Annotated in this window: 11 protein-coding genes and 1 other annotated feature; of the genes, 6 read left to right on the top strand and 5 right to left on the bottom strand. The window is 35.8% G+C overall.

Annotated elements, in window-relative coordinates:
- Nucleotides 1-8 precede the first annotated feature (8 nt).
- The gene (locus tag NSQ95_RS11630; RefSeq protein ID WP_342559665.1) at nucleotides 9-1,316 is read right to left on the bottom strand and encodes a VanW family protein; all 1,308 of its coding nucleotides are present in this window, start codon (nucleotides 1,314-1,316) and stop codon (nucleotides 9-11) included.
- 251 nt (nucleotides 1,317-1,567) lie between these two features.
- On the opposite strand from NSQ95_RS11630, the gene NSQ95_RS11635 reads away from it, so the two are divergent.
- From NSQ95_RS11635 to NSQ95_RS11645, 3 genes are read left to right on the top strand one after another with little or no spacing between them, the layout of a single operon-like run.
- A complete protein-coding gene (locus NSQ95_RS11635; RefSeq protein WP_342559666.1) occupies nucleotides 1,568-1,969 on the top strand; it encodes a prepilin-type N-terminal cleavage/methylation domain-containing protein in 402 nt (133 codons plus the stop codon).
- On the top strand, nucleotides 1,962-2,459 hold the full coding sequence (locus NSQ95_RS11640) for a hypothetical protein (RefSeq protein WP_342559667.1): 498 nt from the start codon (nucleotides 1,962-1,964) through the stop codon (nucleotides 2,457-2,459). Before NSQ95_RS11635 ends, NSQ95_RS11640 begins: the two co-directional genes overlap by 8 nt.
- A 1-nt stretch (nucleotide 2,460) precedes the next feature.
- Nucleotides 2,461-4,092, top strand: coding sequence for a hypothetical protein (locus NSQ95_RS11645; protein WP_342559668.1), 1,632 nt, complete (start codon nucleotides 2,461-2,463; stop codon nucleotides 4,090-4,092).
- 60 nt (nucleotides 4,093-4,152) lie between these two features.
- On the opposite strand, the gene NSQ95_RS11650 is transcribed toward NSQ95_RS11645, so the two are convergent.
- Both NSQ95_RS11650 and NSQ95_RS11655 read right to left on the bottom strand, forming a co-directional pair.
- Nucleotides 4,153-5,859, bottom strand: a complete 1,707-nt coding sequence (locus tag NSQ95_RS11650; RefSeq protein WP_342559669.1) for a sensor domain-containing diguanylate cyclase — start codon at nucleotides 5,857-5,859, stop codon at nucleotides 4,153-4,155.
- A 97-nt stretch (nucleotides 5,860-5,956) separates the two neighbouring features.
- Complete coding sequence (locus tag NSQ95_RS11655) at nucleotides 5,957-7,177, bottom strand: folylpolyglutamate synthase/dihydrofolate synthase family protein (protein ID WP_342559670.1); 1,221 nt, start codon at nucleotides 7,175-7,177, stop codon at nucleotides 5,957-5,959.
- 87 nt (nucleotides 7,178-7,264) lie between these two features.
- Here NSQ95_RS11655 and NSQ95_RS11660 point away from each other — a divergent pair, with 87 nt between their 5' ends.
- Both NSQ95_RS11660 and NSQ95_RS11665 read left to right on the top strand, forming a co-directional pair.
- A complete protein-coding gene (locus NSQ95_RS11660) occupies nucleotides 7,265-8,143 on the top strand; it encodes a RimK family alpha-L-glutamate ligase (protein WP_342559671.1) in 879 nt (292 codons plus the stop codon).
- Complete coding sequence (locus NSQ95_RS11665; RefSeq protein ID WP_342559672.1) at nucleotides 8,140-8,949, top strand: alpha-L-glutamate ligase; 810 nt, start codon at nucleotides 8,140-8,142, stop codon at nucleotides 8,947-8,949. Before NSQ95_RS11660 ends, NSQ95_RS11665 begins: the two co-directional genes overlap by 4 nt.
- 426 nt (nucleotides 8,950-9,375) lie before the next feature.
- Here the strand turns inward: NSQ95_RS11665 and NSQ95_RS11670 are convergent, their stop codons facing one another.
- Nucleotides 9,376-12,018: a valine--tRNA ligase gene (locus NSQ95_RS11670; RefSeq protein WP_342559673.1), complete on the bottom strand. Its 2,643-nt coding sequence runs from the start codon at nucleotides 12,016-12,018 to the stop codon at nucleotides 9,376-9,378.
- 45 nt (nucleotides 12,019-12,063) lie between these two features.
- Nucleotides 12,064-12,290 (bottom strand) — a binding site (T-box leader).
- A gap of 73 nt (nucleotides 12,291-12,363) precedes the next feature.
- Between NSQ95_RS11670 and NSQ95_RS11675 the strand changes: the two genes are divergently transcribed.
- Complete coding sequence (locus tag NSQ95_RS11675) at nucleotides 12,364-12,555, top strand: hypothetical protein (RefSeq protein WP_169359874.1); 192 nt, start codon at nucleotides 12,364-12,366, stop codon at nucleotides 12,553-12,555.
- Here NSQ95_RS11675 and NSQ95_RS11680 read toward each other — a convergent pair.
- Nucleotides 12,535-13,221, bottom strand: coding sequence for a hypothetical protein (locus NSQ95_RS11680; protein WP_340883142.1), 687 nt, complete (start codon nucleotides 13,219-13,221; stop codon nucleotides 12,535-12,537). The genes NSQ95_RS11675 and NSQ95_RS11680 overlap by 21 nt on opposite strands.
- Nucleotides 13,222-13,264 lie beyond the last annotated feature (43 nt).

The following is a 13,264-nucleotide window of genomic DNA, read 5'->3' on the forward strand; positions in this document are numbered from 1 at the left end:
GTATTTCTTTATTTCGGTGTAATAATATTTCCAGCCTTATCATAATAGCTACCTTCTGGTAATTCACCAGTTTGCTCTGAATTTGGTGAATCTGGAGTGTTAGATGGAGCTTTATCTGTTTCTTCTATATCTGGCAACCCATCTCCATTTAAATCTATGTCAGTCAAGGTATTGGATCCAGCACTTACCGAAGTTTCTATAGACGTAAGTACGATTCGATGCATTGGTGGATAATAATCCTTGCTAATTACTTCTTGTTGTTCATAAGGGCCTATCTTATCCGCAACTGTACGATATACAGTAACTCTTAAGCCTGGCTCCCCCTCCTGAACTAACTCCTCTTCTCCCTCTTTTAAATTGTTAGAGTAACGGTAGATTGTTCGAGGATTAACAATTTCTTTTTCTAAAACTTCATAAGTGCCTTTTATTTCAGATTGGGCTGTATAAAATTCAACTAATATCTCGTTTCCTTTTATACCAGTCTTTAAGACAACCGGTAGTTGAAGAGAATTTATAAATTTAAAGTCTTTACTAAAATCACTTTCTACATCAGCCTCAATACCAGGTTCTAAATACGGAGGAATTATCCCTTGCGAGTGTCTCTCAACGATTTCAAAATCAGTTTGAAGGACAGTTGCATATAAGAGCGAAGCAATGAAATCCATTGTGGCATCGTTGTATGGAACATTTGATTCCTGTAGCTTAGTTAATAACGAAAAAGTCTGACCTTCAGGTATGACGACATCATTCAATGCTTCAATAATATCTGCCTGTCCCACTAAATTTTGAGTAACACTTTCAAGACTAAAGGCACTTCTCTCGGATTCTAAAATAGAATAATCGAGCTCTACAGCTTCAATTGGCGTTGTTACTAAATTCTCTACACTGCTTTTTATATTTTCAATCGTTTTCTCTATATTTAGTGATGGATATTGAGCTAGGATATCTATTAAAGATTCATCTATTTCCACTGTTAAAGGAAGATTCACCTCAACATCTTTCTTCCAAAATTTAAACCAAGCATTGGAAGTAGCCTCGATGTAGGATTGAGAACTATATTCCACATCAAAACTAAAGCTATTTGGATCAAGTATTATTTCCTTGGCTAGAGTTTTTAAGATTATTGGTCGTTCTTTCCACTTTGCTATTTCTTCATTTAAAAGAGCAATGACCTCTTCACGATCTTTAGTTTCTATAGTTACGCCACCAATAGTGGAGCTACCACCATCTGTATTCTTCTCGGCATTTGCCACACCGTTAAGGATAACTATTGAAAATAAGACAAATACGATAGATATCAAAATAATCTTCCTCATATTATTCACCCACTTCTTAATTCACTTATTATTGCCTTTTTTAACCTTTAAAATGGATATTTTTCTTAAAAATAAGAGTATATAAAAGATAATAACTTAATTTAAGTAAAATTACACATGACTTTAGTATCTATTTTTACATAATTCTTCTAAAATCTCTACATTTATATCTATTTATTCTTATTTTTTATGATAATATTGGAAGTATAATAGATTATTTTAAATATTAATAGGTCAAAGAGGGTGTTTTTTTGGTAAATCAAAAGGGGTTAACACTTGTTGAAGTTCTTGCATCATTAGCTATCATATCAATCGTTCTACTTTCATTTTTTCAATTGTTTATAAATACTAGTGTCAATACTGTTAAAAATAACGAGAAATTAGTCATGATTTATTTAGCTGAGGCTGAATTGGAAAGATTAAAAATTAACCCATTTGAACACATAGCTAAGATTGAAAAAGATTCAAATTTGTTATACAACACGTCTTTTACTCGTGAAATAAAATTAAACGACGAAAATTACAAAATAGTAACTTATACATTTCAAGATATGAGAGAAAAGGAACTGCAAATTTTTAACGCCAAAGTTGAAATAAAATCTTTATCTAGTCAAAACAATAGCTCAGTAGAAGGGTATGTGGTTTATGAGTAAGTATCTATCTAATTCAAGTGGATTAACACTTTTAGAGTTATTAGCATCTCTACTTTTATACACTACAATTACAATTTTTTCTTTTTCCTTAATAACAAAAGGGATAGAGCATTATGAAAATATAAAAGTTTCTAATGCAATGAGAGATGAAGCTGATTTTCTAATAGCTACATTAACAAAAGAAATATATACAACAAAAGAAACACAAATCGAATCATTGCCCGATAAAGTCTCAAATAAAAATTATTTTTTAATAAAGAAAGATAATTCCCCTCCCAGAAAAAGTGGTTTTGAAAATAACCAAATTGTTATAGAAGACAGTTACATCCGCCCGGAAAATAAATATATTAGTATTTCATCCAAATCATATATCCAAAAAACTGATAATAGTCTCTATAAAGTCATTCTCGTTCTAACTAATAAAAAAAATAATCAAGAGAAGGTGTTTGAAACTCAAGTAAAAACTATAAATGATAGAGAGGAAGAATAAAATGGATGTTATTAAAAACAAACAAGGAAATACCTTTATAATCACTATTGTTCTTCTCTTAATTTTTAGTATATTAGGCCTAAGTTTAATATCTTTAACTTTAAGTGGAGCAAGTAAAAATGAGGTTCGCCAAGATGAGGTTCGAGCGTCTGCGTTAGCTGAAAAAGGTATGGACAGAATTATACAAGAGATTAACTCAGAGCTTACTAAATCAATAGGAGATGGCGTGGATAGAAATACTTTTAAAAGTAATTTGAATCAAATAATTCAGCTAAATAAATGTGAGACCAAAGAAAATACAACAGCCAATAAATATGACGCATGTATAACCAATACAACTCCTGTAATAGATGTGATTAATGGCATACAAAAAGAGAATGACATAAGAAAACTATTAACAATTAAAAGTATAGGAAAATCAGGTGAGATTTTAAAGACTATCTATACAGATATAGAAATAGGAGCAGAGGTTTCACCAGAAGTGTTAAATTATGCTATTGGAACTAATTTAAATAAAAAGGATGGAATTGATGACGGAGAAGGAAATTTATTTCTCCATGGGGGCGTATCAATAACAGGAGATATAAAAGTAGATAGGGACCTTATAACATCTAAAAGATATTGGTTGCCCGATGAATTGCCTACCATTTCACCTGCTCAAGGTAAAGAAAAATCTAGAATAGTTCTCAGTGGAGATTCTTACCGTATGAATAGCTTTCTTGATAGTTGGCAAGATTTCTTTAAAGGAAAAAAAACTTATATAAAAGAAGATAACATTAATAATTTATTTTCGAAATCTCAAGCAGAAATAATAAAAAAAGACCCTTCTAATAATTTCATAAATATCACAGACCAAAAGAATAATTTTATTATAAATTCGGTTGGGAACTACTCAACAGGGAGACTTAATTTCCCAATATCCAACGTAACTAAGGATACTCTAATTCCTACTATTAAAAAAGACAGCTGCTATTTTGAAGGTATACTTTTAAAATGTAGAGAAATTGAAGATCCTAATGGCTCCTTTAAATTAACAGGAAATAATACTTTTAATAAATTCTCCACTATTGGAGATCTTCATATATATAATTCTACAACAACGTTTAAGAAAGGGTTATTTGTAGGAGGAGACCTACTTATAGGTAGAAGAATTTTAACACCTGATGTCAAAGTAAATTTAGATGGGCCTATTTATGTTGGTAATAACGTGAACATTCAAGGAGCAGATTTAACAACAAACTTACTTATATATGCTGAAGGTGATGTGGATATTCAATTTTCAAAAATTGAAGGGAAAAAATTTGATGACGAAAAACGTGGTAGTTTAATTATTTTTGCTAAAGGAAAGATTAAACTTAAGTTTAACTCAGTAATAGATAATAAGCCCAGTGAAATCAACGGATTTTTCTATTCTGAAAAAGACATAGATATTTCTGGTATAGTGTCAAAATTAAATATTAGGGGAGGAATTTCTGCAAAAAAAATTGTTTTGTCTGGTGAAGAAAGCCGTGATAATTCTAGATTACAAATTATATATGATCAAGATATCATAGAAACCTATTCAAATCTTAAACAACCAGAGCCTATAATTTATAAAGTCGAACCCCCTATAATTAAAGATAGAGAGCTGTAACAGTCGCAGTCCCAGATAAAGGCGAGAATGCTAGTCAGCATCCTCGCCTTTTACTTGTTATTAAGACTTCACATACTCCGCAACCCTATTCCGACCTGCTTGCTTAGCTCCAATATACAGTGCTCGATCGGCATTGCGTATTAGTGAGTTACCCTCGTCACTGTCCTCTGGAGCAGTTGAAACACCAATACTTGCTGTAATAAAGATGATTTCTTCTCTCGTTACGTCAGCTAGATCTAGTTCGACTATAAATGGCGTTTGCTCGATCTTTAATCGCAGCTGCTCGGCGAGATTCATGGCTTGTAGTTTGGTGTAATTAGGCAGGATGACGACGAACTCTTCTCCACCATATCTACCTACAGTACCTTCCCTACCGATTTCGCTTTTTATGAGCTGAGCAAATTCCTTTAAAATTAGGTTTCCACTATGATGTCCATACGTATCATTCACGACTTTAAATTTATCTATGTCCAGCATGATTAATGAAAGAGATTGATATGCCCCTGCCTCCATTTTTGCCATATCGCCCGCTATTTGTTTATCTAAATATCTATAGTTAAAGAGTTTTGTAAGCTCACAGATTTCACTTTGTTCAACAGCTTCGCGAACAAATCTTGCTTTTTCAAGGGAAACAGCAAAATAGGAGCATAATAAATGAACAATATTTAACTGATACGGCTCAAAGGCGAACTTACTCTTCGTTGCTAGAACCAATACTCCCTCAATTTTTTGGTTGCGGTAAATTGGTACACACATGACACTTTGCATTTCTGTTGATAAAAATGGAGGCTTTTGTGAAATCCATTCTACCTGTTTATTAAATAGGGTTGGCTCCCCTTTATCGTAACAAGCACCTACAAAGCTATTTTGAATTTCTTCATGAGGGAATTCTAGCTCTTTCATACTTCCATCTACCATTGCGCGTAAAATAATAAATTTCCCATTCAAATTATCAACAATAAAAGCACTATCAATAGGAAACATGTTAGAAACTCGTTCCACAAAAATATCTAGTATTTCGTTAGTCGTTAAACGTTCTGCTAACTCATGTCCAAATTCACTAGCCTTATTTAAATCATTATTGACCTTTTCTGAATCACTATATAAACGAACTATTACAGTTATTGTCATTAAAGGTATCCCCATTAACAATAAAGCAATGGGACCTATTGCAGCCTCAAATAAATACAAACTTAAACCAAACGGTAGTGTCATGAGTAGACATGCAGTTTCCCAGTAAAAATCTTTTGTAAGAAATAGAGGCTTAAATCCACATATTACCTCTCTCCCATAAAGAATTATATGGTTTATAAAAATGTAAGACACCGCATAAAGGGATCCGAACATTACTACTTCCATTATATTCACACTACCGACTTCAAATCCAAGTCCAATAATAAGACTTCCGCATATTACGGAAAGGAAGAAAAACATAGATGAGTTGAAGAAGTATTTAAATAATGTTTCACGTGTTATTTTCATGTGGTAGATAATAGGAAACATGCATAATTGCATTGAAATTAATTCTGCTAGTATACCGAACTTCATGAAAATTGCTACATTGACCCAAAGGACTAAAACAATGGTGGATCCGGCTATTACAAAAGGAAATACACTAGACAACAAGGCTAAAAGTAAATAGTAGCCGTAGTTATCCCATTCGGTAGGTTTAGTTGGGGAGTTAATATACACTAACAGAGTACCTAGTGGAACAAAGATAAACCAAACAGCTATCATTATATTTTTTGCTCTCTGAGTGAATTCCATAGACCTTTAGACCTCCCTTCAACATATCTATTAATTTTACATATATTTGTATTATAAAGATTATAACATATATAGACTGAATAATTAAAATTACCTTTTAACTGTTTATTCCTTTTAATTCCGTAATTAGATACAATGACCCCGAGACAATAGTCACACTTTCTTTTTTGGTTTTATGTAAGTCTATCAAATGGATATCTTTAGTTACACTTTTATCACTAAGGGTACAGTGGTTAAATAATATAGTAGCATCTAAAGCACGTTCATGTTTGAAATCGACGAATTCAAAGCTAGTCGCTACTTCTTCTAGTCTACTTAATATATATTTATAATCTTTATCTTTTAAAATACCAATAATGAAGTGAATACTTTCATTAGGAAAATACTGCTTAATGGTATCTACAAGTGCATCTATGCTAGCTTGATTGTGTGCACCATCCATGTAAACATGGTCATTCCACTTTTCCATTCGACCTGGGAGTGAAGCTTTTCTAACTGCTTTTCTAACGTTCTCTTCATTTAATATAAAACCAGTTTCTATCATAGCAGTAATGGCAAGGGCCATATTAGAAAGCTGATGCTTCCCTAGCATCTGAGGGGTTAGTTCCTCAAATGCATAGTTTTTATAATTATAGCTGTTTTTACGGATTTGAAAATCTTTATTTATCTCGATCAGTTCTGCATTTTGACTATTTACTTCTTTCCATATAACTTCTTTAGAAGACTGTAAAGTTTCCCCTAATATCAATTTGCCATGTTCCTTTATTATTCCTGCTTTGTGCCAACTAATTTCTTCGATTGTTTCCCCAAGGAAATTAGTATGATCTATAGAAATACTAGGTATAACAGCTACGGATTGTTTAATCACATTTGTACTATCAAATCTTCCACCCATACCTGCTTCTATAAATACTACATCCAATTCTTGTTCTGCAAAGATTATAAACGCAATAACTGTTAACAGTTCGAAGTCAGTCAGCATTCCACTAATACCCACATTCATTAGCTGTGCAAACGCGTGATCCATTTGGGCCTCTGTCACATTATTACCATTCAGTTGAATTTGATCATGTACGTCAATTAAACATGGAGATGTGAAACTTCCGTACTTGAGTTTATGTTCAGATGCGATTGCTCTCATAAAAGCAATCGTTGAACCTTTCCCATTTGTTCCGGCAACATGAATTATTTTTTGTTTATCTTGAGGATTCCCAAGCAAATCTAGAGCCTTTTTTATCCTATCCAGGCCAGGTTTAATCATAGTTTCACTATTAATATTCCACTTTATCTTATAATTGTTAAATTTTTTTATTTCCAAGTCATTCACCCTATTCCGTCTTGGTTACTTTTCTGCTAAACTTCTTGTGAACACATTATAACACGTACCCGTGGAGGTCATTTAATTATGCAAACTTGTTGGATCATTTACAATGGTAGTCTTACACATGATAAGTTTCTCGATCAGGCTCTCCTCCTTAAAGAAGCCGCAGAGAAAAAAGGCTTACAAGCTATTTTAGTAAAGAATTATGAACTTCTGATGAACGTTCATGAAAGCTTATCAGCGAGGCCTGATTTTGTCGTCTTTCTAGATAAAGATATTTTGCTTGCGAAATATCTGAAGAATGCGGGCATACCAGTGTTCAATGATCCTAGTGTAATTGAGATTTGTGATAACAAAGCACATCAATATCTCGAGCTAGCAAAAGCTGATGTACCAATGCCAATAACGATCATAGCACCAAAAGTTTATCCTGAATTCACTATTATGCATACAGGTTATTACGAACATGTGCTACAAATACTTCAACTGCCAATGATTATTAAAGAAGCGCATGGCTCCTTTGGTCAGCGTGTATACCTAATAGAAACAAGAGAGCAGTTCTTTGATAAAGTAGAAGAACTAAAGGGAGTAGAGTATGTATTCCAGCAATTTATTGAATCTAGCAGAGGAAGAGACATACGGGTGAATGTGGTAGGTGGACAAGTCGTTGCTTGCATGCATCGCCAATCAGCTACAGATTTCCGGGCTAATATTACTAACGGTGGAACTGCAACTGAAATTATTTTAACAGAAAGACAAAAAGAAGTAGCTATTCAAGCTGCTACTGCACTGAATGCTGAGTTCGCAGGAGTAGATCTTCTGTTTGGGGAAAATGAAGAGCCTTTAGTATGTGAAGTTAACGGAGTAGCCCATATACGTAACATTTATAACGTCACAGGCATTAACGTAGGAGATGCGATGATCAACTACATTTTATCTAAAATTGGTGCTGTTGTTATATGAACGGCCTATTGATATATGAATATAAAGAGATTGAGCGAAATCAAAGCTTTATAGATCGGCTAATCCAAGCAGCAAAAACTTATGGCCATTCTCTTACCGTTATAGACGATAATCAAACTGAATTTCCGGATTGTGATTTCATTTTCTTCCGAGCAAGGAATCCTGAGCTTTCAAAAAAGTTAGAGCAACGCGGTGTTCCCATGTTCAACCGATCAGAGGTCAACGTCATTGCTAATGATAAATGGAAAGCAATCCAGCTAGTTCAAATGCTTGGAATCGCTACAGTTCCAACCTATAAAATTAACAACGTTGAAGACATACGAGATTATCCGGTTGTACTTAAGACGACTGGCGGACATGGGGGAATGCAGGTAGAAAGGTGTACGGAACCACAAGATGCAGATGTATTTCTAAGTGACTTTTCATCCCAGACCATTATCGCTCAAGCTTATGTAGAAACGAATGCTACCGATGTAAGAGTATTTATGTTAGGTAGCGAGGTAATTGGAGCAGTAAAAAGAATCGGTGCCCCAAATAGCTTTAAATCCAATTTCACGTTAGGTGGTACCGTAGAAAAATATGAGCTCTCTGCAACTCAAGAATCAGATGTGATTAAAATAGCAAAAGCCATTAAAAGCGATTACGTAGGAATTGATTTCTTACTTCTACCCGACGGCAGATGGCTATTCAATGAATTAGAGGATCCTGTTGGAGCAAGATCATATTATCAAACAACCCAGACGGATATCGCTATACCAATTATGAAATATATTGATGAGCATTTAAAAAAGTACATCGAGCGTTAAGCTTGATGTACTTTTATTTGTTTATGTGGCCATTCATTTCTGCAATACTTCCAGCCAGTTGTGCAACACTCTCTCTATTTCCCGCAATACTTTTATTTCGCGCAACACTTCATCTCATTTCTGCAACACTTCCGACCCGTTCGCCCAACTCTTTTTGCCATCTCTTTAATACGTTTTCCATCACCGCTTCACATTATCACTCGCAAGGTTCTACTCACTCCATCTCCGCAAGATTTTCCCCCGTCTCCGCAAAGTTCCACTCCATCTCCGCAAGGTTCTACCCCGTCTCTGCAAGGTTCTGCACCATCTTCACAATACTTCCCACTCACCATTGCTCCATCTCAGCAATATATTAAAACACCATTATCCATTAAAAAAGTGTAGCCAGATACCTCATCGGTACTGGCTACACTTGCACTTGCTTTTTTACAAGCTATTTAATTCCTCAATACGTTTTAGAACGGTTGCGTGTTTTTCGAGGTAATCCTGTTCTTTTGCACGCTCTTCAGCAACTACTGCCTCAGGAGCTTTTGATACGAAGCGTTCATTGGATAATTTCCCTTGAACTAGTTTCACTTCTTTTGCCCATTTTTCTAATTCTTTTTCCAGACGTGCTTTTTCAGCATCAATATCGATTAAGCCTTGTAATGGAAGGTATAAAAGAGCACCTGTTACTACTGCTGACATCGATTGACCTGGATCATCGAGGTCTTGACCGATTACTAGAGGCTCTGGATTACAGAAACGCTCTAAATATTTTGCGTTTGCTTCTAGTACTGCTAGCGTATCTGCATCTTTTGCAGAAATGTATAACGGTACTTTTTTGCTCATCGGTGTTTGTACCTCTGAACGGATGTTACGAACAGAGCGAATGATCTCTGCTAGTAATTTCATGCTTGCTGCTTGGCTTTGATCAGAAAGCTCTTCATTTACTGTCGGCCATGTCGCTACGGTAATAGATTCGCCTTCATGAGGTAGGTTTTGCCAAATTTCTTCTGTTATGAAAGGCATGAATGGGTGCAATAAACGCATCGTGTTGTCTAATACGTATGCTAGAACCGACCGAGTCATATGCTTCGCTTCTTCGTCTTCTCCGTTTAGTGGGAGCTTCGACATTTCGATATACCAGTCACAGAAATCATCCCAGATGAAGTTGTATAGGGCACGACCAACTTCACCGAACTCGTATTTATCGGAAAGTCTTGTTACTTGTTCGATTGTTTCATTTAAACGAGTTAGGATCCAAGCATCTGCAACGGATTTTTTCCCATCTAAATTAATTTCCTCGTATTTCAATCCATCCATATTCATCAATGCAAAACGTGAAGCATTCCAGATTTTATTGGCAAAGTTCCAAACAGCCTCTACTTTTTCTACTGAGAAACGTAAATCTTGTCCTGGAGAAGAACCAGTACTTAAGAAATAGCGTAGTGAATCTGCTCCGTACTTATCTATTACATCCATTGGGTCGATACCATTTCCAAGGGATTTAGACATCTTACGTCCATCTTCTGCACGTACAAGGCCATGAATTAATACATCATCGAATGGTCGAGTTCCTGTAAATTCTACTCCTTGGAATATCATACGTGACACCCAGAAGAATATAATATCATAACCTGTAACAAGGGCATTCGTTGGGTAATACTTCTTCATCTCTTCGTTTTCTACATCCGGCCAGCCTAGCGTAGAGAAAGGCCATAACGCAGAGGAGAACCATGTATCTAGAACATCTTCATCCTGCTTCCAATTTTCTTCGTCTGCTGGAGCCTCATGCCCAACATACACTTCTCCAGTTTCTTTATGGTACCATGCTGGAATTCTGTGTCCCCACCATAGTTGACGGGAAATACACCAGTCATGTATATTTTCCATCCAACGTAAATACGTTTTTTCAAAGCGATCCGGTACAAAATTAACCTTACCCTCTGACTCTTGCAACTTTATTGCTTCTTCTGCAAGTGGCTGCATTTTTACAAACCACTGAGTGGAAAGGTAAGGCTCAACTACTGCTCCGCTTCGCTCAGAGTGGCCTACCGAATGTGCATGCTCTTCAATTTTAAATAAAACACCTGCATCTTGAAGATCTTTTACGATTTGTTTGCGGCACTCAAAGCGATCTAAGCCTTCATATTTAGCTGCGTTTTTATTCATGGAACCATCTTCATGCATAACTAAAATTCGCTCTAAGTTATGACGGTTACCAATTTCAAAGTCATTCGGGTCATGGGCAGGTGTAATTTTAACTGCACCACTACCAAATTCTATATCCACGTAATCATCTGCTACGATTGGAATTTCACGGCCAACGATCGGTAACTTCACCATTTTTCCGATTAAATGTTTGTAGCGCTCATCCTCAGGATGTACTGCAACAGCTGTATCCCCTAGCATTGTTTCTGGTCGAGTTGTTGCAACATCGATCGAACCAGTACCATCTGCAAGTGGGTAATGCATATGATAGAATGCACCCTGTATATCTTTATGAATTACTTCGATATCAGAAAGTGCTGTTTTTGTAGCAGGATCCCAGTTGATAATGTATTCCCCGCGGTAAATCAAGCCTTTGTTATAAAGCTTAACAAATACTTCCTTTACTGCATTGGAAAGACCCTCATCTAAAGTGAAGCGTTCACGAGAATAGTCTAAGCCTAGACCTAGTTTTGACCATTGCTTGCGAATATGTCCTGCATATTCATCTTTCCATTTCCAAGTTTCTTCCACAAATTTTTCACGGCCTAGGTCATATCTCGAAATATTGTCAGCACGTAATTTTTCTTCTACCTTTGCTTGTGTAGCGATACCTGCATGGTCCATACCTGGTAGCCATAGAGCGTCATATCCTTGCATACGCTTCATGCGAATAATAATGTCTTGAAGAGTTGTATCCCAGGCGTGACCTAAATGTAGCTTCCCTGTTACGTTAGGCGGTGGAATCACAATGGTATATGGTTCCTTTTCACTTTCTGGATGCGCCTCAAAATATTTACCTTTTAACCACCATTCATAGCGGCCTTTTTCGATTGACTGCGGATCATACTTGGTTGACATCGTTGTCTCATTTGTCATATCGTTTCCTCCTTAAAAAAGAATATAAAAAAACTCCTATCATCACTAAAGGACGAAGGAGTTTGTTCGCGGTACCACCTTTATTCGCAGATGCAATACAACACATCACGCTCTCAATTAGATAACGGCTTCAAACCGGCAATTGCTACTGTTAGTTCACAAAAGCTGCTCTTGGGCTACCTTCAAATGGTGGCTAACGGAAACATTTCAGCAAATTGTTTCCTTTCTTTAGATAACCGTGTCATTTTACTCTTCCCATTCATAGCATCCATATATAGTTGTTTTTATTGTATAGGATATTATTATATGCCGTCAAGCATAGTCTTGTGAAAGGAGGAAAACACTATGAAAAGAGGATACAACCCCTATTTACTGCCCGACTGGTTACGAAGAACTCGTTTTTACGTGAAAGGAATCATTATACCAATCGGTTGCTTTCAACTTGTTCGTGTTTTAATTGTTCCAACAACATGGGATTTTCTCTTGCTAGTATTTCTAGCATTTCTTGGTTTTCTATTATTTAAGGACATTATTTGATGGAAAGGAAAGCTTGGTATACCCATCCTCCAAATTAAATATAAACTGTAGCTCAGAATCATCCTCAGCCGGGCTTTCCACTTCTCTATTTTTAATCGTCACATTAGTCTGTTCCGGAACTGGTTCCTGTACCGTACGTGGGGACTGCTGTTCATTACTTACAAAGGCCTCTCTATGGCTACTAGACTCTAAGACTAGGGTTTCTTCTACTTCTTCAATCATTTCTTGTCTTACCTCTGCTACTACTTCCTCCGTTTTCGGACGTTGCGTCTCATATTCACAATTCACTAGCCATACGATTTCAATACCATCAGACTCTGCCTTGCAATTTATAGTTTCTATACTAACTGTCGGTAACGTTTCGGCTTGTATTCTATCTTTACTAATCTCTACACTCATCGGTACCGCATATTCAAAATAACCAAGCTCACCGTTTAAATCTAGATCTTCGATTTCCGTAAATTCACTTGTTGCGTGATGCTCCACTTCACCCTCCTCGAACTCCACGTGACAAGTAATATGATAAATACCGTTGATATGCACCATATTGTCCATTTCCTCATGAAAATACTGTGGGGTTACATTGATTGTTTTTACTTCCTTAGGCACTCCAAAACTTTGTGGAAAACAGAACTGTTCCTTTACTTCCCAACTTTTAACTTCCATGTTTCATCCTCCTTCATATAGGACAAATTATGTTTCAACGTAA

This window comes from Psychrobacillus sp. FSL W7-1457 (genome assembly GCF_038593405.1).
Lineage (GTDB): Bacteria > Bacillota > Bacilli > Bacillales_A > Planococcaceae > Psychrobacillus.

Bases quoted from the DNA above. Each gene is read 5' to 3' on its own strand.
- NSQ95_RS11670 (WP_342559673.1), bottom strand. From the start codon at position 12,018: ATGACAAATGAGACAACGATGTCAACCAAGTATGATCCGCAGTCAATC.
- NSQ95_RS11630 (WP_342559665.1), bottom strand. From the start codon at position 1,316: ATGAGGAAGATTATTTTGATATCTATCGTATTTGTCTTATTTTCAATA.
- NSQ95_RS11675 (WP_169359874.1), top strand. From the start codon at position 12,364: ATGAAAAGAGGATACAACCCCTATTTACTGCCCGACTGGTTACGAAGA.
- NSQ95_RS11660 (WP_342559671.1), top strand. From the start codon at position 7,265: ATGCAAACTTGTTGGATCATTTACAATGGTAGTCTTACACATGATAAG.
- NSQ95_RS11680 (WP_340883142.1), bottom strand. From the start codon at position 13,221: ATGGAAGTTAAAAGTTGGGAAGTAAAGGAACAGTTCTGTTTTCCACAA.
- NSQ95_RS11640 (WP_342559667.1), top strand. From the start codon at position 1,962: ATGAGTAAGTATCTATCTAATTCAAGTGGATTAACACTTTTAGAGTTA.
- NSQ95_RS11650 (WP_342559669.1), bottom strand. From the start codon at position 5,859: ATGGAATTCACTCAGAGAGCAAAAAATATAATGATAGCTGTTTGGTTT.
- NSQ95_RS11645 (WP_342559668.1), top strand. From the start codon at position 2,461: ATGGATGTTATTAAAAACAAACAAGGAAATACCTTTATAATCACTATT.
- NSQ95_RS11665 (WP_342559672.1), top strand. From the start codon at position 8,140: ATGAACGGCCTATTGATATATGAATATAAAGAGATTGAGCGAAATCAA.